The organism is Photobacterium sp. GB-56, from assembly GCF_003026105.1.
Lineage (GTDB): Bacteria > Pseudomonadota > Gammaproteobacteria > Enterobacterales > Vibrionaceae > Photobacterium.
On record NZ_PYNW01000005.1, the window covers coordinates 120,723 to 143,472 of the forward strand.

The window sequence follows — 22,750 nt, forward strand, 5'->3', positions numbered from 1 at the left end:
GTGAAACACGTATAAATGATGACAAGGATATGCATGCAAAGTTATGTAATTGAAGATCGTAAATTAACGTATTTAGATCAAGGTAGAGGCCCTGTACTCGTTTTGGGCCATAGCTATTTGTGGGACAGCAAAATGTGGCAACCACAAATAGAGGCATTGAGTCAGCATTATCGTTGTATCGTGCCTGAGTTATGGGCACATGGTCAGGCTGATGCTGCACCTGAAAAAACACGTACGCTGCGTGATTACGCTGATGATGTTATTGCACTACTTGATCACCTTAAGATAGATAACTTTTCGCTTATTGGTTTATCAGTGGGAGGCATGTGGGGAGCAGAGCTTGCCATAAAAGTACCTCAACGTGTTACAGCATTAGTATTGATGGATACTTTTTTAGGTTACGAGCCTGAAGTATTACATGCTAAATACTTTGCAATGTTAAATACAATTATTGAGCAGCAGGCTATTCCTGAGGCAATTATTGATAGTGTTGTTCCTTTATTTTTCCGTCGTCAAGCCGAGCAATATACGCCAGAGCTTGTTGATAGTTTTAGACAACATTTAGTATCTCTGAAAGGTGATAAAGCAGTAGCCATTGCACAAGTGGGTAAAATGGTGTTTGGTCGTCGAGATACGTTTGACGATATAGCGCAACTTAAAGCACCTACTTTGATTTTATCAGGTATGGAAGATAATCCACGTCCGCCACTAGAAGCGCAGTTGATGCATGATGAGATCAAAGATAGCGAATATGTATTGATCCCAGAGGCTGGGCATATTAGTAACTTGGAACAACCTGAATTTGTAACCAAGCAACTTGAAGCTTTCTTAGCTAAGCACATTGAACGCTAATTAATAAATAAACAGAAAAAAATGGCATAACGTGCACTTAAAGATCTAGAAAAAGATCATTAAGCAGCGTTATGCCTTTTTTACAATAGAATGTTAAGCCGTATAACTGGCTTTATGTTGTTTAATAAATTCGATCGAGTGTTGATTAAAATCATCCGGTCTTTCTACGTTGCAAACGTGCCCGCAATCTTTTAATTCAGTCAAAAAACTAAATTTATGTCGTTGAACCATCTCTTTTACTGGCTTGATAAACATATAGTCATTTGCCCCCATCAAATACAATGTCGGTATCGACAGTTCTTTTTCTTTAAAATACTTCATGATGGGGTTTACTTCTGTTGCCAGTTTAAACCATCGCTTAAATTCATTTTGACACAACTTTTTCGCTTCTCTGACGAATAAATGTCGAGACTCGCGTTGATTTTTTTGCGGCATAACAACATAGGCAAATAAACGATATAACCACATATAAGGAATAATGTGCTTACACATATTACCTAGTTTCACTAAAATTTGAGAACGAGTGTTTAAACGTGTTACTGCGCCACCTAAAATCATCGTTTTAACTCTGTCTGGTGCTATCTCTGCTAAGTTACGAATAATGATTGTGCCCAGAGATATTCCGACAAAGTGTGCTGATTGAATCTTCAAGTGATTAAGTACATGAACGATATCTTTCGTCACACTTTTAAAGGTATAGGGATTAGCGATCATGTCTTTGAACATGTTATTGGATTTACCATGACCACGTAGATCGAGAAGTAACAAATTAAAGTGTTGTTTATACGCTTTAATCTGTTTGTACCAAATTGCTGAACTGCCACCGGCACCATGCACAAACACTACCCATTCATTACTGCTTGGGTGCGGGTAGGTTTTATAAAAAAGCATGTTGTCTGTCATCAAAAGTCCTTTATACGCAAGAAGCGTGAATCATAGCATGGTGTTATTTATTAGCTCACCTGACCACAAGATAGCTATCTTATAGCCAAAGGTAGCCACTTAGTAATGAATAATTGTAATAATTCTAACAAGATCGCATAACCCAACACTACATTGAACACAAATTAAACTACATGCTATGTTTTCTTTACTAGATATAAAAATCACTTTAAAAACATATGGATAAATCTATAAATAAAAGAAAGTGAGAGTCTTTACTGATGGTTTAAGCCGTAAAGGTGAATAAAAACGATGGTTTAAACGCTTTATGATGTTTTATTTTATTTTTTTGTATCAATCGTCTTTAATCTACACTGGATTATCTATAAAGGAGTTTTCTAATGTTTAAAAAATTATTATTAACACTTGCGTTCATTGTGCCATTTGCATCTCAGGCTGCTACAACCGATACCACTAAGCTTATCAAGAAATGTGAAACCAAATATAAGGCAGATAAGCAGAAAAAAATGGATTGTATTACCAAGGTGAAGAAGTCTGCGAAAAAAGAAGCAGATAAAGCAAAAAAGATATCTTCATCTAAAGTAACTGATAGTAAAAAAGCGTCCACGACAAAGTCAAAAACAGAAGTTAAAAAGCAACTTAAAGCCGTTAATGTGAACACTGCTTCAGCCTCAGAGCTTGCAGCATCACTTCCTGGTATTGGTGAAGCAAAAGCAAAAGCGATTGTTGACTACCGCAAAAAGAATGGAAAATTCAAAAGTAGTAAAGATTTAGAAAAGGTCACAGGGCTTGGCGAAAAAAGCGTCGGTAAAATGAAGAAATACTTAAAGTTCTAAAGTAGATCTTCGCTATAAAGCCTCTTAAACACACTAGGCTACTTATTGGTTGAAAGTGCTTAAGAGGTTTTTTGATTAAAGAGAAATGCATTAGTAAATGATTTCTTCATCTTCCTCATGTGGCATCAAATTAAGCACACTCCGTTTAATAATGTGCGGCACAATTGCATAAATAGGCATACGTTTTAAACGGCCACGAAAGCGTAATGATTTAACTGCAAAATGGTAATTAGAGTTTTGGTGTTTTGGAAAAGCATGATTGATAACTTCAGTAAATCTATCTTTATAAAGCCAGAAAATTGTACGCTGGAATTGTGATTGATTTAAATATTCTTGCATGTTGCTAGGAATCGGTAAATCGAATAATTTTTGACATAACGAAAGTGCAAGATACAGGCTGTTATCTTTTCCAATTTGCTGGTGAAGTTGAATTAAGTTATGCCAGAATAATCGCTGTTGTCCATAATGCTGAAATTGTAAATTTAAGTCGTATATATCACGTAAGCCATGATGAAAATCAACTTGATTAAAGAGCATAATAGCCTGATGAAGTACCATAGCCTCAGGAGATAAAAGCGTTGCTGGTAGGGCAATACTGGGAGATATATGATGGTGAAGTAAAGGTGCTTCTTTTAATTTATGGGTTAGTGTTTTAGGTAATAAATGATAATGAATAGCTAACTCAGTTCGTCTTTCTTTATGAACTAACGGCGTCGTTTGCTGAGACCAACGACAATAGAAAGTTTCCTCGTAGTCGGTTATATATTTATAACGCCATCCATTATTTAACAACCGTTGTAAAACAGCTTCTACAAATGACTTAGAAATTAATATCTCAATATTGTTTTTAATCCTACCTGAAAATGCCTCAACTTCAGAAAGTTGTAATGCGCTACCGCGAATATAGCGCCATGACGGTAATATACCTTGAAACTGTTTGGTTAACTCCTGATGTTCAAATTCTAATGATTGCTTTTGTTTTTCATAACTATGAAAGCCTGAAATTAGCTGTTGCTGGAAGAAAAGAGGAAGATCTTGCCAAATTTCATTACGTTCACAGGTTTTTTTTAATTGTCCTAGTAATGATAAATATCGAGCTTCCGTAATAATTTGGTAGAGAGATCTTGAATCTAAGGAAAGCAAAACCGTTGGAAGTCTCAACACATCAACCAGTCGTACTTGTTGAGAAGCCATAATTTCTTCCTAATAGATTGTTTAATTCATAGTCTAAGTATTAGTCTTTAATAATAAAAATCAAATTTACTCATAATGAAAGAGAATTTTTATTGCTAGGCAATCTTGAAATTAAGACACTTTTGGCTTCTATTGCTGCCGTTTGAAATTTGGTGACTGTAAATATTTTCTATCCATGTTCATAACTGTGAAATGCCACAATACAGCATGGTATTAATAAGTTAACATTCTGTATTTTATATAATTAATAGGTTTATTATGCATGTAAAGCCGTTGCTGGGTACAGAATTGATCTTGGGTGGTGCACGTTCTGGTAAGAGTCGTTTAGCGGAACAGCTCGCAGAACAATCTGGCTTGGTTGTTAAATATGTAGCAACAGCAACCGCTTGTGATAATGAAATGGCTGAACGCATTCTAATTCATAAACAGCAACGTCCTTCTAAGTGGATACTGATTGAAGAGCCTTATGATTTGGCAAATATTATTCGTGAACATAGTAACAATCAGACATGCTTACTGATCGATTGTTTAACGTTATGGTTAAATAACTGCTTATTTCAACCTATTGGTAACCATTCATGGCAACAGGCAAAAACAGACTTTCTACACGCTATTAGTGAAGCAAAAGGGCATATCATTTTAGTGAGTAATGAAGTAGGGCAAGGAATAGTGCCGCTAGGTGAAGTTTCTCGTCGATTTGTCGATGAGAGTGGTTGGCTGCATCAAGCGATTGCGAAACAATCTGCACGGGTAATATTTGTAACTGCTGGTATACCACAAGTATTAAAAGGCCCGACGTTAAGCGTTGTATAAAAGGATGAGGATCTAATGGCAAAGATAACCCAAATAGATATTCTACGGCATGGTTTACCTGAAGGTGATAATTGTTTACGAGGCCACACTGATTTTGTACTAACTGAACAAGGTTTTGAGCAAATGAAGGTGGCCATCGAAAATCTCAAAGACCTTGATTGTATTGTAAGCTCCTCATTACAACGTTGCTCTTCATTTGCTGATTTTATGGCACATAAATTCATGATTAATGTTTTGCATAGTGATAGTTGGCGAGAAATGGATTTTGGAGATTGGGATGGGTTAACGCGTCAGCAGTTAGTTGAACAACTTGGGGATAATATTGACCATTATTGGCACGATCCCTGGCACGTTTGTGAAGACGGAACAGCGCCACATAATGGCGAAACGCTAGAGCAGTTTGATATTCGGATAAAGCGAGCTTGGCAAGATTTATTAACACAGCATAAAGGAAAAAAAATCTTATTGGTTACGCATTCTGGCGTTATGCGTCAGCTGTTACGTCTGTTACTAGAAATGCCACGTAATAACACCTACCTTCATCGCATTCATTTACCTTATGCCGCCAGAATGCGCATTACTGTCTATCATGATAATCAACAAGATTGGCCTCAGCTACAATGGCCGCCATTTTGTGATTAATTGCAATATCTTTACAGGATTTAATAAAACAAAACATGGATAAAATAGCGAATACAACACGGACATTAATGGTTCAAGGCACAACATCAGATGCAGGGAAAAGTGTGCTTGTCGCTGGAATATGTCGTGTACTTGCGCGTAAAGGCATTCGTGTTGCGCCATTTAAATCACAAAATATGGCGCTTAATAGTGCTGTAACGAAAGATGGCGGCGAAATTGGTCGAGCACAAGCCGTACAAGCTTTCGCTTGTGGTATTGAGCCCACCGTTCATATGAATCCAGTGTTATTAAAACCCAATACGGATATTGGAGCCCAAGTAATTGTTCAGGGTAAGGTGTTGGAAGATATGAATGCGATTGGCTATAACAGCTATAAGAAAGTTGTTATGAAGCCTATATTAGAATCTTTCCAGCGGCTGACGGAAGAATATGATGCGGTAATCATAGAAGGCGCTGGTAGTCCTGCTGAAATAAATCTTCGTGAAAATGATGTTGCCAACATGGGCTTTGCTGAAGAAGCGGATGTCCCTGTGATTATTGTTGCTGATATAGACAGAGGAGGAGTATTTGCGCATCTCTATGGCACATTAGCTCTGTTATCTAAATCTGAACAAGCGCGAGTGAAAGGCTTTGTTATAAATAGATTTAGAGGAGATATTAAATTATTAGAATCAGGGCTTGATTGGCTTGAGAAAAAAACAGGTAAACCGGTTATTGGTGTGTTGCCTTATCTGCATGGTCTAATGCTAGAGGCTGAAGATGCCATTAACGTTCAACAAATCGATGCAGAAGATAATGCTATTACGGTTATAGTGCCCGTGTTTCCACGTATAAGTAATCATACCGATTTTGATCCGTTGCGGATGCACCCACAGGTTAACTTACAATTTATTGGTAAAGGACAAGCGATCCCCCCTGCTGATTTAATTATTTTACCGGGTTCTAAAAGTGTGCGCAGCGATCTAGATTATCTACGATCTCAACATTGGGATAAACAGATACAACGTCATTTGCGTTTCGGTGGCAAAGTGATGGGAATATGTGGCGGTTATCAAATGCTTGGAGAGTCAATTTCAGATCCTTATGGTATTGAAGGGAAAAGTGGAAATACACAAGGGCTTGGGTATTTACCTATAACGACTGAAATTAAGCAGCATAAGCAACTTAAGCAAGTTTCTGGCTCTTTAACATTAACCGCGAATAATACCGTTGCTGTCACAGGCTACGAGATCCATGCGGGGGTTACGTCTGTTGAAACAGAGCAAGATGCGCCTATTAAACTCACCGATGGAGTGGATGGTATGTTAGGTGTAGATAATCAAGTTTTTGGTACGTATTTACATGGGATCTTTGAGCTGCAATCGGCTTGTAATGAAATCTTAGCTTGGGCTGGTTTAACAGATATCCGAACTTCTGATTTTCAACAAACGAAAGAAGATGGGATTAACATAATTGCAGATGCAGTAGAGCAGTATTTAGACTTAAATAACTTAGGGTTTTAGTTAGTCGAATCAAAAAGATAGTTATTAATATATTATATTGGTTTTCTATGACTGGAATACGCGGTATATACAAACGCTATCATTAAGTTATATCAAGTAATCTAAGTATTTATAATATTTAATACGTACTTTTTTTATTCTATTGACATAAAAAATGGAAAAGCTAAGTATGTAGTTTATTGACAGGCGTGGTACTTATTGGATATATGTAAAAATATAACATCAAGTAGTGGTTTAACTGCGGTATTAAATCCCTTCATTTAAAGGCAGTGGAGTTGACAATAATTATTTTTATAGAGAATTTAGTATTATCGTTGTCAATATATTACTAGTCTTAACATGGGGTTATACTATTGAGAAATCTGAAAAGGATTCACAATTAAGCAAGTAATTTGATTACTTAGTTGTTATTTTGTGCGGTTAATCTCTCATAAATTAAATGAAATTTTAATTGGCCATTTTGCGATAAGGGGCAAATTTAAGTATGTAATAGTAATATTGACTGAAGATTAAAGTGATATAAATCCCAGATTCATACAGTTCAATGTCTATTCATAATATTAATTACCTTACAGGTTGGTAATAAAATACAGAAAGTATGTATAAAAATTTCATGTTTAGCTTTAATGGGGCCAATGATTCTTTTGATGACGCATAACATTGCTGTTAAACTGATTAAAAAGAACGTTCTTCTTTTATTGTGGCTGTTATTGATGTTAAAGGAATAATATGAGTAAGCTGTTATGTATCGCATCTTTATTAATGATGATGTGTTCATTAAATGTGAAAGCAGAGGATTGGAACTCATCAAGTATTGACGGACATTACGTTTTATCTGCATTGATCACGCCACCAGAACTCGGTGGAAAAAAGTTATTCTTTAAACTCTACAAAGCGAAGTATAACAATAATGGCTTTGAGCGTTTTTTAAGTCAATGCAATATTCAAGGTCTTAATGGTACCGTATCCATGCTCATTAATGGCAAGAAAATTGAGATGGAAAAGCATTGTAAGAGAAATGAAGACAATTTGAATTACTGGGCTTATACACCTAAAACTAATAATGATTTAACCTTTGTTGTATCTCAATTTAGAAATACAGAATTTGTAGATATAGAAAAAACATTTGTTAATGTTTATAAGCAAAAAGATGATTTGTTTTTTCATATATCAACACAGCGCTTCAGTGATATTTGGATGAGCCGCTAAATATATAGCTATACCATATGTATGGGAGAAGGTTTACTCACTATTCTCCCTCTCTTTCCTTTCTCCTTCTGCACACATGCACGTAGTCGATTTAGCAATCTGAGTTGTGACTATCCTCAAGGAGGAGTTGTCTTGATCTATATAGACGATACTTTTAATTTAGAACAGTTAGACTATTGATTCGTTCTTGTTCCTGTAAACCAAGCCATTCCCATTGTGTTCATTATGTTAAGGCTTGATGTATGCCTTTTTGCTATTAAAAGGCTATTCAACTTGTCGTAAGGTAGTAAGTGGTGTAATTTCTTCTTATCGCAAGGGGAATACAATGTCAAAAAGCATTTATCTATTACGCCATGGTCAAACAACGTTTAACGCTCAACAACGCTTACAAGGACATTGTAACTCAGGCTTGACGGAATTAGGAAAAGAACAAGCATCTATGATTGGCTCATCTATCAATCTAAAAATTGGTAATAAAAAGCATTGGGCTGTTTATTGCAGTCCACTTGGCAGAGCGATAGAAACAGCCAAAATAGTCTGTGAAGAGTTAGGAATAGATAGCAATTTAATAACGACTGATGAGCGCTTAAAAGAGTTTAGTTTAGGTGACTGGGAAAAATGTTTTATTCCTGATTTAGTTCAGAATAATCCGAAGCTATTGAATCATCGTGATTGGTATCTCTCAGCACCAAATTGTGAATCATATGAATCAGTTGTTCATCGAATTAAAGATTTTTTACATGATGACTTAATTCCTGATCATCTTATCGTTGTTTCACATGGTCTAACAGGTGCAGTGTTCAGAGGGGTATATGCTGCCATGAGCTACAGTGAAACCTTTGAGCAAGATTTACCACAAAATGCATTTTTTTTATTAGCAGATCATAAGATTAGCCGCATACAGTGTGAAGTATCAGTGGAAGCTGTGTAAAACAACACGTACTCGCTGTTTATTATTGCTTTTATAAATTTTAAAGTGTTATAGTTTTAAAGCTTTAGGCGACGGCTTGAAGCAGGGAGTGCAGAGAATAATAGTAATCAGCGACTATAATCTGGCTTATCACGGGTTGTGCCGACCTAACTTGCGGTGACGTTAAGTTAGGACATCGCCGACATGGCGGGATTAAGGTTCGATGAGATCGGAGCTGACTCATTGTTGTAGGTATTCCATAGTCCTACCTCCCACCTTATATAGAAACAGGCTCTTTATAGTTTGTATTATCACTAACGGTCTTTTGTAAGTTTCAGTTTTCGTTAGAGAATACGTAGATTGTGAACAATAGGTTATATGTTCATCTTCGGTTCATCTTCAGTCAGTTAATTTAGTTGTAAGCTAAAAATAACTGCTACGAGAGAGTGCAGATCAGTTTAGAAAGAAAATAGTAACAAGTGAGTTAACTATTGTTCTATCTAAATTTTATAGAGAGAGGCTTAGCCATGAAAAATTTACTTACTGGTTTTGTTGCTGTAGTTATTGGATTATTTACTGTTTCTTTTGCTGCGATAATGGCTCTTTTAATGGGCGTCGTGGCATTAATTGCAAAACCATTTATTAAACGCAAATTAGCATCAGAAGGTGTTCAATTTGAAGAGCGTACTTTTAGTGAAGGTTTTGCTGGACGAGATCGCAAAGTTGACACGGATTACCGTCAACAATCAGCACATACAGTGATTGATGGTGAGTTTGAAGATGTAACTATGCGTAAATGCTAATTATGTAGCAATCACCAATACACAATAAGTACTTAATTAAACGCCAAATGTTTATTCATTTGGCGTTTTCTTTTTCTGGTCAACTACGATTTACTGTTCTGTTTTAACTATGTCTCATTTCTTGTGTGTTGATGCATATTTACTTACCCCGATGGTACAATGCTTTAACGCTTATTAGGGAGAGACGCTATGCCATACGATTCGTTAATCACCATTGCTATATTTATTTTTGTTGCGATAGTCATTATTGCATCCTGTGTTAAAACTGTTACTCAGGGATCTGAATGGACAGTAGAACGTTTTGGACGCTATACCAAAACACTTCGTCCAGGTCTAAATTTGATTATTCCTTTTATTGATAAAGTCGGTAATAAAGTGAATATGATGGAGCGAGTGTTAGATATTCCTGCGCAAGAAGTTATTTCTCGTGATAATGCTTCAGTAACAATTGATGCAGTTTGTTTTATTCAAGTGTTCGATGCGGCAAAAGCAGCATATGAAGTATCAGATCTTGAACTCGCTATTCGTAATCTAACGTTAACGAATATGCGTACGGTGTTGGGCTCTATGGAGCTTGATGAAATGTTATCGCAACGAGATACCATTAATAGCCGCCTACTCACAATTGTCGATCAAGCAACCAATCCGTGGGGTATTAAGATCACTCGTATTGAAATAAAAGACGTACAACCGCCTACAGATTTAACCGCAGCAATGAACGCGCAGATGAAAGCTGAACGAAACAAACGTGCTGAAATTTTGGAAGCTGAAGGTGTGCGCCAAGCTCAAATTCTCCGTGCTGAAGGACAAAAGCAATCAGAAATTTTAAAAGCTGAAGGTGAAAAACAGTCAGTGATTCTGCAAGCAGAAGCGAGAGAACGTGAAGCTGAAGCTGAAGCCAAAGCAACGAAAATGGTATCAGATGCAATAGCGAATGGTGATGTTAAAGCAATTAATTACTTTGTCGCGCAAGGCTATACGGAAGCACTAAAAGCGATAGGGCAGTCTGAGAATGGTAAAGTCATCATGATGCCATTAGAAACCACGGGCTTGATGGGTTCTGTTGCCGGTATTGCCGAGTTATGGGGTAATAAAACAGATAAAGGTGGGAATGCATGATCGACTTACTAGAACAAATGAATTTCTGGCATTGGATAGCATTAGGCTTAGTGTTATTGCTACTTGAACTACTTGGCACTGCTGGGTATTTATTATGGCTTGGTATTTCAGCTGTTCTAGTCGGCGTCTTATTAATAATGTTACCTGTTTCATGGCCCTTACAGTGGGTTTGTTTTGCAGTATTTGCGCTATTTACCACTTGGTTATGGTGGAGATACCAGCATAAAAAAGACAAAACGGATGCCTCTGTTTCAAAATTAAATCAACGTGGCGCTCAATTGATTGGTCAAATTATTACAGTAGAAAAAGCAATGAATGCTGGAAATGGCCGATTGCAACTTGGTGATACCACATGGAGTGTTAAAACAGACGTTGATTTAGTTGAAGGGCAGAAGGTTGTGGTCGTTGATGTAGAAGGAATAACCTTAATTGTAAAACCTTCATAATAAAAAATGCGCAGTACAGAGTACTGCGCATTTAGTTATTTATTTGTTGAGCTTGATGAAGAGTATGAAAAAATCGCATAAGGATTTGCTTCACTGGTGTTATTCCAGACAAATCCTGTTGTATTATCAAGCATTAATACTAGATGAGGTTGCTCGTACACTAAGTAACTAAAAAAAGGTTTATTATTTTGAAAACCTTGTTCAACTAAACTACTATGCTTTAAAGCGAGTGATTTCTTTTCATCAAAATTTACACTTGGTTGATAAGACCAGTGAAACATTTCAGGTTCAATTTTTACCGTTTTCAAAAATTGAGAACCTTTATCATACAATATTGCTTTGGCTGCGCTGATAGAGAGAGGGTGAAACATGCCACTCTCTTTCTCTTGAATAAAAGACATCATTGAATAATTAAAGATGCCGTTTTTATTTGTTGGAGTAAGAAAGAGATGCGTAACCTTTGATTGAATACCTGATTTATCAATATATGACGTGTAGGCAATTGACGTTGGTTCTTGCGTATTCTCAGTATGAATAATCGGTGTACCGTGATAGTTCTTTTTATTGTTAACGACAATATCAGCAAATGTCGACCACTCATTTGGTACTATTTTATAGCTAAAATCACTATTCTTTTTACAAACTTTATTGCTGTCTACAGTGCACCATGCCGCAGAATAAAAACTATCTGTCTTATAAAGATAGACTCGTTGATTTTTAGTCGTAATTGAACCGAACTTATTAACTTGTTGATTAATAATCTCTTTTACTTTACCCCGTAGATCTGCGAGATCTTCAGCATTTGACGCTATATAAGTAAAATCATTGCTACCAACTCGATCTTTATCAATTAAATAGTATTTTGGCGATCCAGAATAAGGATATTTCATCCAAGCGATTCCACTTATGATCACCACTAAACTAATGGCGGAAAGAGCGATTGTTTTTTTTCCGATTTTCTTTAATGGAGATAAACGTTGAGAGTCTGATAAATCAACCGTCTCTCGAGTGAATTCTCGAATTTGATAACCGACACGTGGCAATGTTTCTATTACATCACCTTTTTTTTCTTCATTCAGCTTCACACGTAGAGCGCGAATGACTTGAAATAAAGAAGCTTCAGTTACAATGCGATCGGGCCAACCTACATTTAAGAGTTCATTTTTTGTTACGGGTTTACCATAATTATCTATGAGATACGATAAAATGTATTGCTCAGATAAGTTTAACTTGAGCGTAGATTCTGGTGTTTTAAGAACGCCTTGGCTCTCTACATAACACACATTTGTCTGGAATCTTATCTGCTCAGTATTTGGCATCCATGAACCTCTAACTATTGAAATCATTCAATTTTGTATAATATCACGAAGTTATGTAAAACTGCTGCATTAAGTTTGCATTGAGCATTTTAAATTGTTGCAACTTTTTAATTAAGAGGGGATTTAACCGTAGAGTATGATTAGTAAAATGAAAATAATATCAGCAGTCAAAAAGACAAATTGAGGCGTTGAATATCATTTTATAAATTGATGTTATGCTTATTCCTTTGTTATCTTGATTACATTCGCACTTCATTTTTCCAACAAAAAAAGGAGCAGCAAATGCTACTCCTTATGTTCTATAGTTATAAAAATATAACTACTTTTGAAAGATCATATTGAATTCACGTTTCATTGGTGGATTTTGACGTGCTTTCTTAAGTTGCTTACACATATCTTTCACACAGCTATGAAGAACTTTATCAAGTGCAGATGCTTTGTATTCTGCTTGCTCTTCAGCACTCATGTCTTCAGGGAACGTTGTACCTTGCATTTCACTTAGGAAATCAACACCTGAGTAGCTTTGGCTTAGTGCAACTAGAGCATGAAATTGCTCGAAGTTATCTAATACATTTTGCGCACTTGCAGGCAGTGAATTCCATGCTTCGCGTGTACTTGGCTCAGAAACTTTGTAGACATTAACTAGCATATCAATAAGTTCTGCTGGTACTTTCTCAAACTTTACAACTTGACGAAGTTCTGGTGAACAGTCTTCTAGCGTTAACGTTTCTTCTTCAACGATTTGATCATCGTTTTTGTTCATCTCAGACATGGCTTTTTCCTACAGCATAAGTTTAAGGAGGAGAATCCTATATTTCTAACGTCAAATGTCAATATATCATGTAGAGAACAGTAATAAATCGATGTTTTACCTTGATGTGATTATTGTCCCATCATGCTTAAAAAGCTTGTTTTTATCTCAACTATTGATCCATTGTAAGCCTAAATTAAATTAGGCATGTAAAATGCTTAATAACTTAGACTAAAAATACTCTTAAGGTATCTTGATGAAGCCGATGAACATTTTATTAGTTGATGATGTCTTATCTGAACGACTGTATCTTGAACTAAGGTTGAAAAATCTGGGTCATATGGTTAAAGCTTTTTCTTCAGGACAGGATGCACTTAACAGTTATGCTAGCTTTGATCCCGATTTAGTGCTTTTAGATATCTGTATGCCAGATATGCAAGGTACTGAACTTGCACAGAAAATACGTGCGTGTTTTCCTGAATGGGTACCAATTATATTTCTGAGTGCGCATTCAGAGCCTGAACTCATCGCAGAGGCGATTGATAAAGGTGGCGATGATTATCTGATCAAGCCTGTTAATAGCATGGTGCTATCGGCTAAAATTAAAGCTATGCAACGTATATCGGTCATGAGACGCCAATTAAAACAAACCTCAATTCAGCTACAGCAAGCAAATGATCTATTGTCACAGCAAGTCAATGAAGATGGCCTTACTACTTTAGCCAATCGTCGTTATCTCGATCAAAAATTGAGTGAGCTAGTGTCGCTACATGGCCGAAATGGTTTGCCGCTAACGATTATTATGCTTGATGTCGATCACTTCAAATCATTCAATGATCATTATGGTCATATTGAAGGAGATACTATCTTAAAGCTGTTGGCATATCAGTTGAAAACTAAATTCAGCCGTGCGGGAGAAATTTGTGCACGATATGGTGGTGAAGAGTTCGTTATCCTTCTAAGTAATTGTAATAGTCAACAAGCTATCAAAGAGTGTGAACGCTTGAAAGAAGGGATTATCTCTTTAGCAATTAAACATGAATATTCTGATACAGCGAAAATTTTAACCGTGAGCCAAGGTGCTATTTCTTGGATACCTACAGGTTTAGAAAGTATTGAGAATTTATATCAGGAAGTAGATAAGTTGCTTTATCAAGCGAAAGCAAAAGGGCGTAATCATTATGTTGCTGCGGATTACCTTAATCTACCTGTTGATCAAAGTGAAAACTAATATTGTGAGTTAATAGAGTAAGTTATTGTTGTCTGAAAAGCAGACAAACTGTAATTTTACAGCTTGCTGTTGGCATATAACGTGATAATCTCTTGTTAAGAACAAAAATAAAGCTTCAATGTAGTCGTTAATATATCGATATTATCTAATTTTAATGAGTTAGTTTTATAAAGGGTGAAAGATGGGCATGGAAATTAATTTAACGCAAAATCAAGCTCGCGTAATTGGTTGTATGCTTGAAAAAGAAATCACAACTCCAGATCAATACCCATTGACACTTAATGCGTTAACCACGGCATGTAATCAAAAAAGTAGCCGTGAACCTGTTATGTCACTTGATGAAGCAACAGTACTCGACACTGTTGAGGAATTAAAAGCAAAACGTATGGTTGCCGATGTCAGCAGTTTTGGTAGTCGAGTATCAAAATTTCAACATCGCTTCTGTAATACCGAGTTTGGTAGTTTACAATTTACAAAACAAGAGCTCGGAGCAATGATAGTGTTATTACTTCGAGGGCCGCAAACTGCCGGTGAAATTCGTACTCGTACTAATCGGTTGTGTGAATTTACTGACGTACGTGAAGCTGAAGCTGTGTTAACTAAGCTATCAAGTGATGAGAAAGGCCCATATGTTGTAAAACTACCTCGAGAGCCAGGTAAACGTGATTGTCGTTACATGCATTTGCTAAGTGGTCAGATTGATATTTCAGCATATGAAAGTGCAGTACAAGCTGTAACAAGTGGTTCAGGCAATAATGAACGTATTAGCCAACTTGAAAACGATGTAGAAGAATTAAAACAAAAAGTGGCAGAGTTACAGGCAATCATTACTTCATTAACTGAATAGATCTGATTAAATGGATACGTTTAGCATTGTTTTATTGCGCTATTAAACCATCCATGATTGAATACCCACACGAACAGGTTCAGCATTGCTGAACCTGTTTTTGTTTTCATGAGACGAGTATTGGATGAGTAAAGAAACGACAAAAGACGTAACATCTTGGTATGTCTATTTAATCAGAACTTCCTCTAATACGTTATATTGCGGTGTAACGACCGATATAGAGCGTCGGTTTGCAGAGCATCAACACGGTAAAAAAGGTGCAAAGTACCTTAAAGGAAAAGGACCACTCACATTGGCTTGGTCGCAAAAAGTACTCAATAAGCGTGATGCGATGGTGTTTGAATATAAAATAAAAAAAACACTGACTAGAGCACGCAAAGAACAGTTAATAAAAATAAACACTGATCTTTATCTGTTATTTCCGCAAAATTAAGCCGCAGTAACATACAATCCTCATCCGCTGTAAAGCATATTGATAACTAATTGTTTTTAAACAGTTAGCCGAAAGGACAAAAATTTTACTGTTATTCGCGCCAGAAATGGCACTAATTATGTAAGACATAACCTCAACGGAGGGCGTATAACATGCAACAGAATAATAAGGTTTACTATATGGCTACCAATGCCACTATTTACAAAGTACAAATGAACGTGGCAGACATGGATCGACATGTCTATTTAGATCAGCAACATACTATTGCTTGTCATCCATCAGAAACTTTACAACGTTTCATGTTACGCGTCATTGCTTGGGGCTTAAATGCGGATCACAACTTGCAGTTTACAAAAGGTGTAAGTAGTACGGAAGAGCCTGATTTATGGACGAAAAGTTTAATTGACGATATTGAATTATGGGTTGAGCTTGGCTTGCCTGATGAGAAACGTATCCGTAAAGCGTCACATAAATCAGAGAAGGTGATTATTTTTGCTTATGGTGATAATGCCGCTTCTATTTGGTGGCAAGCAAATGAAAGTAAAATCAATGCATTAGATAATGTTTCTGTGGTCTATATTCGCGATGAAGTGTTGAAACAGCTAGAAAGTGTGGTGGAACGTACCATGCAATTACAGCTAACAATCGAAGGTGAACAGGCTTGGTTGAGTGCGGCGAATGCGAACGTAACAATCATCCCTGAATGGTGGAAGCGCTAATTTTAATTATTAAATGTTTCGCTTAACATTGGTTGTATACGAATAATTTACGACATAACCCCGAAGTGGATTAGTAGCGAGTTAAACGTGTCATACCGTAAGTTATAATGTTAAGACCAAACATACTAGGTGACGTAGACGAGTCTATGTCACCTTTTTTTTGCTTGTTTTATGATTTGATTCAGTTTTTATTAGTCGGTGCCTTATATAATAAAGCAGTGTCAGCTTTACGTTTTTGTAAGTTGTGATTAATTATGATTATCAATATTGAAACAGTTTTATCAGTATTAAGTGAGTTTCTTATCTTTGTCATTATGCAATCATAACTAAGACGCATTATGCTACTTATCCCTTATTACAAAACAATGTAGGGCTGTATCAACAGCGTGAAATATCAGAGAGTATTCATTCATCTTGCTGCGAATAAGGACGATTTATGCCTAAACGAATTTATGAACTAGCAACCATAATTTGGGATTATCACCAGTTGAATCATGAGATAGTAAAGAGTGATTGTATCTTTGTGCTAGGAAGTAACGATGAACGTGTCGCTGAGCGAGCGGTAGAACTTTATAAGCAAGGACTTGCACCTTGTATCATTTTCTCTGGTGGCGTCGGTGAGCTAACCGAAGGCTTATTTAACACTTCAGAAGCCGAACATTTTGCAAAAATAGCGCTAGATATGGGGGTGCCAAAAGAGGCGATTTTGATTGAGCCTGAGTCAACCAATACAGGTGAGAATGTCCTTTTTACCCGTCGTTTATTACAGCAAAAAGGGCTGACACCGAGCAGCTTTATTCTCGTTCAAAAGCCTTTTATGGAGCGACGTACACTGGCGACGTTTGAACAACAATGGCCTAACATGAAAGCTATCGTGACATCTCCGGTAATTCGTTTTGATGATTATGCAAATGATACAATCAGTTTTGGTGATTTGATTAACGTGATGGTTGGTGATTTACAGCGTATCCGTTTTTACCCAGAGTTAGGATTCTCAACACCACAACCAATACCTAATGAAGTATGGGATGCGTTTGAGCGTTTAGTCAGTTACGGTTTTGATCAGCATTTATCAGCAGAATTAACAGCAAAAGCGTCTTAATGCTTTTATCGTATAGTATTGGTTAAAGAAGATGAGCTGAGTTGATTTTTATTTAATAACTTATAGTTTAGAAAGTCGTTTAGAAAGCAAAAAGGCGAACAATGAATGTTCGCCTTTTTCTTTGACACTTAAAGTCTATTAAAATGCTTTAGGTGCGTAACCTGTAACTTCTTTTAAACCCATGCTGCGGCCTAAAGCCGTCATAGGGTGAACAACAACTAGGCCTTTAACTGTTTTCTTCAGTTTGCCCATATCTGCTTGTTCAGCTTTAGTTAGTACACGGTTAAAAGCAAGAGACTTAACATCTTTACCTTTGCTACTCACTTCAGATGATTTACGGTGTTTAACGTTTTGAGCTTTTTTATTTAGCTTGGTAAGCTCATCTTTAAACTGTTTGATGATAACTTTGTCATCTCGTTGAATAGCAGCAGCAAGTTTACGCTGGCACTTGTCCATACGGTTATTAAGATTTTGAAGCTCTTGGTTTAAATTCATGTGTTTTCATTACCTTCGTATTTACGCTCGCAATACACCAAATCGCAGTGTTTTCAGCGAGTAGGGTATTGAGTTCTGAATATTATACCTTATATATGCTAAATCGTGAGCAATATCATGAAAGTATTTTTAGTTCTGATAGGGAAACAGACTTAAAAGCAGCACGACTCATCTTTGGTGACATGGTATAGCGCTTATTTTAGCCACTTATCGGACAGTAAACCGTGTTTGTATTGTGGTTCTTTTTTGATAAATATCGACTTACTTAAGAGGTAAGAGTGATGATTAATTGGCCGTGTTTCTTTAAGTTAGAAGGTGATGATGAACTCATTTACCTAGGCTCAGAAAGTGACTTAATGGATGAATGCCAGTCACTTATTTGGAGTGATGCAGATGTTATCGTCGATAGTGATGGTCAACAGTTTACGTTTACTCTTTCCAAAAACAATACGTTTTGCTTTCAAATGCAAGGTGATCCTCTATCATTAGGGGCCGTGACAGCTTTGATTCAAGCCCATGAATTTTCAAAAGCAGAAATATGTTTAACCAAAATTCAGTTTAGAGCAATAGATGATGCGATTGAATCATTGTCATTTTAACAATAAAAGGTTTGTTTATTTATCAACGCTTAATCGGCCTAATCATTTCTAACCAGAAAGTTAAAACACACCTTTTAGACCTTAGCATCAAGTTTATAAGTACGCCGATATTCACGCGGAGTCATACTCTTATATTGTTTAAACTGGCGGTTAAAATTGGCTTGATTTCGATAACCGACTTGCTCTGCAACATGAGAAATAGGGTCACGGCTTGATACCAATAATTCAGATGCATGGTTTAAGCGAAGTTTCTTCAGATATTGGATAAAGGTTTCATTAAAATGCTGTTCAAATAAGCGATGAATTGTAGTGCTTTCACTGGTACAGATAAAGTTAGCCACATCTTCTAACGTTATAGGTTCAGCGTAATGTTGATCGATAAATGCACACAGACGCTCAATTTTCTCTTTATTACATTGGTCGTGGTTTTTGCTTTCAACATTATGGGAGAGCAAGGTTTGACTGGCTTTATCTTGGCAAAGCGCTTCAAATATATGAATCAAGGCAGCCAATAAGTTAATCGGATCAAAATGTTTTTCATCGATAGCCTCGACGATAGTGATCACCTTTTGTGTCGTCTCTGGGCTAAAAAGTAAGCCTTTCTCTGCGCGCTTTAGTAGCGAGTCAACTTTCCTTAACTCCTGACAACTGAACATCATATTCGCGATCCAGTCTTGCTTAAACCACACCACCAAAGTTTCATAGTCTTTGCTATCAGGAGGGTTAATTGACTCGATGCCATGCGGCACATTAGGTGCAATTAAGATCATCGTGGCTTGATCGAAGTCATCTTGGTAGTGACCAATATGACAGCGTGAGCGGAAGTTACGGTGGATCAGTAACTCAAATTCTTTTTGGTGATAATGCCAACTAAACTCTTTTGCCGGCTCTAGGATCTTTTTAAATCGCCATGAGCAACCTATACGCTGTGGTACCTTTTCTAATGTCGCTTTCAAATTCTGAACCCCTAAGATGATTTTAACTAAAAAATAAGAACTGATAGAAAAGTATTATTTTCTAGCAACATAGTATCGAAATTACCGCTAAAAATACGGTTGTGATAAAAAAGTATTACTATCTGGTAAAAAAGTATCAAAGCTTGATTGGTGAAAAGATTATTGTATGGCTAAAGGCAAGCGTAGGGATAAACAATGAATGTTGTCCGTATACTTAAGGTGAAATATAAATTCCCCCTTATATTTCACCTGCCTTATCTATCCTCTATAAAAGGCATACATATATGGTTAATTTCGCTTATTTTCAGCGATTAGGTAAAGCATTGATGCTGCCTATCGCGACATTACCGATAGCGGCGTTATTGCTGCGCTTTGGACAACCCGATTTGTTAGACATCTCTTTTATTGCCAAAGCGGGTAGCAGTATTTTTGATAATCTTCCCTTAATCTTTGCTTTAGGTATTTCGGTAGGTTTATCAAAAGACGGCTCAGGTGCTGCAGCATTAGCTGGGGTTGTGGGTTATTTTATTTTGACACAAGCGACAACGGCTATTAATCCTGACGTAAAACTAGGATTCTTTGCTGGCATTATTGCCGGTATTATTTCAGGGCATGCTTATAATTATTCCTATCAAGCAAAAATGCCTGATTTCTTAGCGTTTTTCTCAGGGAAGCGATTAACCCCGATTGTTGCTGGATTGTGCTGTTTAATTATGGCTGTCGTATGCGGTGAAGTATGGGTATATGTGCAGCAAGGTATTGATAATTTCAGTGGGTGGATAGCTCATAGTGGCTATATCGGTGAATTTATTTATGGCGTATTAAATCGTGCGTTAATACCTTTAGGTCTACATTACTTCCTACATTCTGTGTTCTGGTTCAGTCTTGGCGAATGTACCAAAGTGTCGTATGAACTCGGTTCATCACTGCATCAGATTTGTTTAAACCCAAGTATTGTTTCACATTTATCAATAGGGCAAATGGTGCCGAATATTGATGGTTCAGTTATTACTAAGATTGCTGATATTACAACCCGTGGTGATTTAAATCGTTTCTTTGCTGGCGACCCAACTGCTGGTGTTTATATGGCGTGGGCATATCCAGTAATGATGGGCGGTTTACCTGGAGCGGCTCTAGCCTTAACGCTAGCATCTCCGAAAAACAAACGTAAGTTAGTCGGTGGAATGTTGTTATCACTTGCTTTTACAGCATTTTTAACCGGTATTACAGAGCCGATTGAATTTAGCTTCCTATTTATCGCGCCAGTTTTATACGGTATTCATGCACTGTTATCTGGTGTATCGATGGTGATTTGTAACTCACTGGGTATCTTACATGGTTTTGGATTCTCAGCTGGATTGATTGATTTTGTTCTCAACTGGGGACTAGCAACGAAGCCATGGTTACTGGTGCCATTAATTGGTGCTTATTTTATGATTTATTTTGTGATTTTCTACTTTGTTATCAAGGTATTTAAATTACCTACACCTTCAGTTGATGATGACGAAAGTAAAGTATCACAAGAAGTCGGGCTTAATCCTGTGGCTTATATTGAAGCGTTGGGTGGCGAAAGTAATATTATCTCTGTTGATGCGTGTATTACACGACTTCGTTTAGGTGTGAATGACTGTAGTTTATTTGATGAAGAAGCACTTAAAGCCCTTGGTTCAAAAGGTGTAGTGCGGATTGGTAAGAAAAGTGCACAGGTAATTTTAGGTCCTAAAGCGGAATCTATAGCCAATAGTATTAAGGCGACGATGAGTTAAAATTTTGAGTTAATTTTTAAGCTAAAAGGAGTAACTGTCCAACCAGTTACTCCTTTTTTGTTTACTTTTTTCGATTAAATATTCATTTAAATGTCGTCTTAACCATTTGTAGATTGCACAAGGTTTAAGATGGAAGTAGAAATAAGTTTCTTACGCGTTGTCTTGCGCCATCCACTCAGCCACTTGCTTGGTATAGTAACTGACAATTAAATCAGCACCTGCACGTTTGAAGCCTGTTAATGTTTCGTATACCACACGTTTTTCATCAAGCGCACCTGCTAACGCTGCAAATTTGATCCCAGCGTACTCGCCACCGACTTGGTAAACAGCAAGAGGAAGGTGAGTTTCGCGACGAAGATTCGCAACAACATCAAGGTAAGGTGTTCCCGGTTTCACCATTAAAATATCTGCGCCTTCTTCTTCGTCAAGTAATGCTTCTTGTAATGCTTGACGACCATTAGCACAATCCATTTGGTATTCTTTGCGATCACCTGTTAATTCACAATCAACCGCAGTACGGAATGGGCCATAAAATGATGAGGCGAACTTAACCGCATGAGCAAGAATAGCCACATGCTCAAAACCTGCGGCATCTAACCCTTCGCGAATAGCTTTAACTTGACCATCCATCATGGCTGATGGCGCAAGCATATCTGCACCAGCACGGGCTGCCGTAACACTTTGTTTAACTAATAGTTCTAATGTTTCATCGTTTAAAACATGTTCGTCATGGTAAACACCACAGTGACCATGCGTAGTGTATTCACAGAAACAAATATCAGGGATCACCATCATATCTGGGCATGCTGCTTTAATCGTTTTCACCATACGTGCCAGTAAGCCATCATCATTCCATGTATCGCTACCAATCTCATCTTTGGTGTGCGAAATACCAAAAGGCATAACATAACGCACGCCCAGTTTATAAAGCGTTTTCACTTCATCTGCCAACAGAGTTTCAGGAATACGTGAGATCCCTGGCATCGTGCTGATAGGCACTTCTTCAGTTAACGTTTCTTCAATAAAGATAGGGTGGATCAGATCGGCTAATTTGAATTCGTGTTCACGAACAAGATCACGCATATTTGCACTGCGACGCATACGACGGATACGTTTTAATGGGGAAGTTAGTGTAGTAGTCATTGGATTATGTCTTTTAATAATAATTAGACATATATCATACAAATATTACAACGCAGATCAAATTTTTATGCAAAGAAAGTAGCTATTACAGCAATAGGAAGGTGAGTAGTTAGAGCGGTCATATTGGATATTTATAACTATTATTATAAAGTTAGAATTT

24 protein-coding genes are annotated in these 22,750 nt (G+C 36.9%); 17 read left to right on the forward strand and 7 right to left on the reverse strand.

Going from position 1 to position 22,750, the window contains the following annotated elements:
* Positions 1-33 precede the first annotated feature (33 nt).
* Positions 34-852, forward strand: coding sequence for an alpha/beta fold hydrolase (locus C9J42_RS08740; protein WP_107208523.1), 819 nt, complete (start codon positions 34-36; stop codon positions 850-852).
* Positions 853-945: 93 nt separating this feature from the next.
* Here C9J42_RS08740 and C9J42_RS08745 read toward each other — a convergent pair whose 3' ends face one another.
* Entirely contained in the window at positions 946-1,755 is an 810-nt protein-coding gene (locus tag C9J42_RS08745) for an alpha/beta fold hydrolase (RefSeq protein ID WP_107208524.1), read from the reverse strand.
* A 380-nt stretch (positions 1,756-2,135) separates the two neighbouring features.
* Between C9J42_RS08745 and C9J42_RS08750 the strand changes: the two genes are divergently transcribed.
* On the forward strand, positions 2,136-2,591 hold the full coding sequence (locus tag C9J42_RS08750; RefSeq protein ID WP_107208525.1) for a helix-hairpin-helix domain-containing protein: 456 nt from the start codon (positions 2,136-2,138) through the stop codon (positions 2,589-2,591).
* Positions 2,592-2,681: 90 nt separating this feature from the next.
* Here C9J42_RS08750 and C9J42_RS08755 read toward each other — a convergent pair whose 3' ends face one another.
* On the reverse strand, positions 2,682-3,785 hold the full coding sequence (locus tag C9J42_RS08755; protein WP_107247159.1) for a nucleotidyltransferase family protein: 1,104 nt from the start codon (positions 3,783-3,785) through the stop codon (positions 2,682-2,684).
* A 258-nt stretch (positions 3,786-4,043) separates the two neighbouring features.
* Here C9J42_RS08755 and cobU point away from each other — a divergent pair, with 258 nt between their 5' ends.
* The 8 genes from cobU (at position 4,044) to C9J42_RS08795 (ending at position 11,229) form a co-directional block, all read left to right on the forward strand.
* On the forward strand, positions 4,044-4,598 hold the full coding sequence (gene cobU, locus C9J42_RS08760; protein ID WP_107301905.1) for a bifunctional adenosylcobinamide kinase/adenosylcobinamide-phosphate guanylyltransferase: 555 nt from the start codon (positions 4,044-4,046) through the stop codon (positions 4,596-4,598).
* Positions 4,599-4,613: 15 nt separating this feature from the next.
* A complete protein-coding gene (locus C9J42_RS08765) occupies positions 4,614-5,240 on the forward strand; it encodes a histidine phosphatase family protein (RefSeq protein WP_107247160.1) in 627 nt (208 codons plus the stop codon).
* Positions 5,241-5,275: 35 nt separating this feature from the next.
* Positions 5,276-6,742 carry a cobyric acid synthase gene (locus C9J42_RS08770; protein ID WP_107291086.1) on the forward strand — a complete coding sequence of 489 codons (1,467 nt, stop codon included), beginning with the start codon at positions 5,276-5,278 and terminating at the stop codon, positions 6,740-6,742.
* Between the two features lie 729 nt (positions 6,743-7,471).
* Positions 7,472-7,951: a hypothetical protein gene (locus tag C9J42_RS08775; RefSeq protein WP_107208530.1), complete on the forward strand. Its 480-nt coding sequence runs from the start codon at positions 7,472-7,474 to the stop codon at positions 7,949-7,951.
* A 325-nt stretch (positions 7,952-8,276) separates the two neighbouring features.
* On the forward strand, positions 8,277-8,882 hold the full coding sequence (locus C9J42_RS08780; protein WP_107208531.1) for a histidine phosphatase family protein: 606 nt from the start codon (positions 8,277-8,279) through the stop codon (positions 8,880-8,882).
* A 506-nt stretch (positions 8,883-9,388) separates the two neighbouring features.
* Positions 9,389-9,664, forward strand: coding sequence for a hypothetical protein (locus tag C9J42_RS08785; protein WP_105062330.1), 276 nt, complete (start codon positions 9,389-9,391; stop codon positions 9,662-9,664).
* A gap of 189 nt (positions 9,665-9,853) precedes the next feature.
* Positions 9,854-10,783 carry an SPFH domain-containing protein gene (locus C9J42_RS08790; protein ID WP_107208532.1) on the forward strand — a complete coding sequence of 310 codons (930 nt, stop codon included), beginning with the start codon at positions 9,854-9,856 and terminating at the stop codon, positions 10,781-10,783.
* A complete protein-coding gene (locus C9J42_RS08795; RefSeq protein ID WP_107208533.1) occupies positions 10,780-11,229 on the forward strand; it encodes an NfeD family protein in 450 nt (149 codons plus the stop codon). Before C9J42_RS08790 ends, C9J42_RS08795 begins: the two co-directional genes overlap by 4 nt.
* A 35-nt stretch (positions 11,230-11,264) precedes the next feature.
* Here C9J42_RS08795 and C9J42_RS08800 read toward each other — a convergent pair whose 3' ends face one another.
* Positions 11,265-12,548: a winged helix-turn-helix domain-containing protein gene (locus C9J42_RS08800; RefSeq protein ID WP_107208534.1), complete on the reverse strand. Its 1,284-nt coding sequence runs from the start codon at positions 12,546-12,548 to the stop codon at positions 11,265-11,267.
* A 319-nt stretch (positions 12,549-12,867) separates the two neighbouring features.
* Positions 12,868-13,320 carry a DUF3069 domain-containing protein gene (locus C9J42_RS08805; protein ID WP_107208535.1) on the reverse strand — a complete coding sequence of 151 codons (453 nt, stop codon included), beginning with the start codon at positions 13,318-13,320 and terminating at the stop codon, positions 12,868-12,870.
* Between the two features lie 235 nt (positions 13,321-13,555).
* On the opposite strand from C9J42_RS08805, the gene C9J42_RS08810 reads away from it, so the two are divergent.
* The 5 genes from C9J42_RS08810 to C9J42_RS08830 all read left to right on the forward strand — a co-directional run bounded on the left by C9J42_RS08810 (position 13,556) and on the right by C9J42_RS08830 (position 17,631).
* The gene (locus C9J42_RS08810) at positions 13,556-14,530 is read left to right on the forward strand and encodes a diguanylate cyclase (protein WP_107208536.1); all 975 of its coding nucleotides are present in this window, start codon (positions 13,556-13,558) and stop codon (positions 14,528-14,530) included.
* Between the two features lie 187 nt (positions 14,531-14,717).
* A complete protein-coding gene (locus C9J42_RS08815; protein WP_199187080.1) occupies positions 14,718-15,377 on the forward strand; it encodes a YceH family protein in 660 nt (219 codons plus the stop codon).
* Positions 15,378-15,501: 124 nt separating this feature from the next.
* The gene (locus tag C9J42_RS08820; RefSeq protein WP_107247164.1) at positions 15,502-15,810 is read left to right on the forward strand and encodes a GIY-YIG nuclease family protein; all 309 of its coding nucleotides are present in this window, start codon (positions 15,502-15,504) and stop codon (positions 15,808-15,810) included.
* Between the two features lie 179 nt (positions 15,811-15,989).
* Positions 15,990-16,529 (forward strand): YaeQ family protein, encoded by a 540-nt coding sequence (locus C9J42_RS08825; protein ID WP_199187085.1) that lies wholly within the window; start codon positions 15,990-15,992, stop codon positions 16,527-16,529.
* 436 nt (positions 16,530-16,965) lie between these two features.
* Positions 16,966-17,631: a YdcF family protein gene (locus C9J42_RS08830; protein WP_107208540.1), complete on the forward strand. Its 666-nt coding sequence runs from the start codon at positions 16,966-16,968 to the stop codon at positions 17,629-17,631.
* A gap of 138 nt (positions 17,632-17,769) precedes the next feature.
* On the opposite strand, the gene C9J42_RS08835 is transcribed toward C9J42_RS08830, so the two are convergent.
* Positions 17,770-18,126 carry a YibL family ribosome-associated protein gene (locus C9J42_RS08835; RefSeq protein ID WP_006643799.1) on the reverse strand — a complete coding sequence of 119 codons (357 nt, stop codon included), beginning with the start codon at positions 18,124-18,126 and terminating at the stop codon, positions 17,770-17,772.
* A gap of 281 nt (positions 18,127-18,407) precedes the next feature.
* Here C9J42_RS08835 and C9J42_RS08840 point away from each other — a divergent pair, with 281 nt between their 5' ends.
* Positions 18,408-18,725, forward strand: coding sequence for a DUF4144 family protein (locus C9J42_RS08840; RefSeq protein WP_107287590.1), 318 nt, complete (start codon positions 18,408-18,410; stop codon positions 18,723-18,725).
* A 74-nt stretch (positions 18,726-18,799) separates the two neighbouring features.
* On the opposite strand, the gene C9J42_RS08845 is transcribed toward C9J42_RS08840, so the two are convergent.
* A complete protein-coding gene (locus C9J42_RS08845) occupies positions 18,800-19,681 on the reverse strand; it encodes an AraC family transcriptional regulator (RefSeq protein ID WP_107287589.1) in 882 nt (293 codons plus the stop codon).
* A gap of 284 nt (positions 19,682-19,965) precedes the next feature.
* On the opposite strand from C9J42_RS08845, the gene nagE reads away from it, so the two are divergent.
* Positions 19,966-21,447, forward strand: a complete 1,482-nt coding sequence (gene nagE, locus C9J42_RS08850; RefSeq protein WP_107287588.1) for an N-acetylglucosamine-specific PTS transporter subunit IIBC — start codon at positions 19,966-19,968, stop codon at positions 21,445-21,447.
* A gap of 150 nt (positions 21,448-21,597) precedes the next feature.
* Here nagE and hemB read toward each other — a convergent pair whose 3' ends face one another.
* Positions 21,598-22,590, reverse strand: a complete 993-nt coding sequence (gene hemB, locus C9J42_RS08855; protein WP_107247168.1) for a porphobilinogen synthase — start codon at positions 22,588-22,590, stop codon at positions 21,598-21,600.
* Positions 22,591-22,750: the final 160 nt, after the last annotated feature.

What these genes read in the sequence shown, in the direction of transcription:
- C9J42_RS08750 (WP_107208525.1), top strand. Translation starts at nt 2,136, where the DNA reads ATGTTTAAAAAATTATTATTAACACTTGCGTTCATTGTGCCATTTGCA.
- nagE (WP_107287588.1), top strand. Translation starts at nt 19,966, where the DNA reads ATGGTTAATTTCGCTTATTTTCAGCGATTAGGTAAAGCATTGATGCTG.
- C9J42_RS08825 (WP_199187085.1), top strand. Translation starts at nt 15,990, where the DNA reads ATGGCTACCAATGCCACTATTTACAAAGTACAAATGAACGTGGCAGAC.
- C9J42_RS08755 (WP_107247159.1), bottom strand. Translation starts at nt 3,785, where the DNA reads ATGGCTTCTCAACAAGTACGACTGGTTGATGTGTTGAGACTTCCAACG.
- C9J42_RS08745 (WP_107208524.1), bottom strand. Translation starts at nt 1,755, where the DNA reads ATGACAGACAACATGCTTTTTTATAAAACCTACCCGCACCCAAGCAGT.
- C9J42_RS08795 (WP_107208533.1), top strand. Translation starts at nt 10,780, where the DNA reads ATGATCGACTTACTAGAACAAATGAATTTCTGGCATTGGATAGCATTA.
- C9J42_RS08775 (WP_107208530.1), top strand. Translation starts at nt 7,472, where the DNA reads ATGAGTAAGCTGTTATGTATCGCATCTTTATTAATGATGATGTGTTCA.
- C9J42_RS08740 (WP_107208523.1), top strand. Translation starts at nt 34, where the DNA reads ATGCAAAGTTATGTAATTGAAGATCGTAAATTAACGTATTTAGATCAA.
- C9J42_RS08790 (WP_107208532.1), top strand. Translation starts at nt 9,854, where the DNA reads ATGCCATACGATTCGTTAATCACCATTGCTATATTTATTTTTGTTGCG.
- C9J42_RS08770 (WP_107291086.1), top strand. Translation starts at nt 5,276, where the DNA reads ATGGATAAAATAGCGAATACAACACGGACATTAATGGTTCAAGGCACA.
- hemB (WP_107247168.1), bottom strand. Translation starts at nt 22,590, where the DNA reads ATGACTACTACACTAACTTCCCCATTAAAACGTATCCGTCGTATGCGT.
- C9J42_RS08785 (WP_105062330.1), top strand. Translation starts at nt 9,389, where the DNA reads ATGAAAAATTTACTTACTGGTTTTGTTGCTGTAGTTATTGGATTATTT.
- C9J42_RS08800 (WP_107208534.1), bottom strand. Translation starts at nt 12,548, where the DNA reads ATGCCAAATACTGAGCAGATAAGATTCCAGACAAATGTGTGTTATGTA.
- C9J42_RS08835 (WP_006643799.1), bottom strand. Translation starts at nt 18,126, where the DNA reads ATGAATTTAAACCAAGAGCTTCAAAATCTTAATAACCGTATGGACAAG.
- C9J42_RS08765 (WP_107247160.1), top strand. Translation starts at nt 4,614, where the DNA reads ATGGCAAAGATAACCCAAATAGATATTCTACGGCATGGTTTACCTGAA.
- C9J42_RS08840 (WP_107287590.1), top strand. Translation starts at nt 18,408, where the DNA reads ATGATTAATTGGCCGTGTTTCTTTAAGTTAGAAGGTGATGATGAACTC.
- C9J42_RS08815 (WP_199187080.1), top strand. Translation starts at nt 14,718, where the DNA reads ATGGAAATTAATTTAACGCAAAATCAAGCTCGCGTAATTGGTTGTATG.
- cobU (WP_107301905.1), top strand. Translation starts at nt 4,044, where the DNA reads ATGCATGTAAAGCCGTTGCTGGGTACAGAATTGATCTTGGGTGGTGCA.
- C9J42_RS08780 (WP_107208531.1), top strand. Translation starts at nt 8,277, where the DNA reads ATGTCAAAAAGCATTTATCTATTACGCCATGGTCAAACAACGTTTAAC.
- C9J42_RS08820 (WP_107247164.1), top strand. Translation starts at nt 15,502, where the DNA reads ATGAGTAAAGAAACGACAAAAGACGTAACATCTTGGTATGTCTATTTA.
- C9J42_RS08810 (WP_107208536.1), top strand. Translation starts at nt 13,556, where the DNA reads ATGAAGCCGATGAACATTTTATTAGTTGATGATGTCTTATCTGAACGA.
- C9J42_RS08805 (WP_107208535.1), bottom strand. Translation starts at nt 13,320, where the DNA reads ATGTCTGAGATGAACAAAAACGATGATCAAATCGTTGAAGAAGAAACG.
- C9J42_RS08830 (WP_107208540.1), top strand. Translation starts at nt 16,966, where the DNA reads ATGCCTAAACGAATTTATGAACTAGCAACCATAATTTGGGATTATCAC.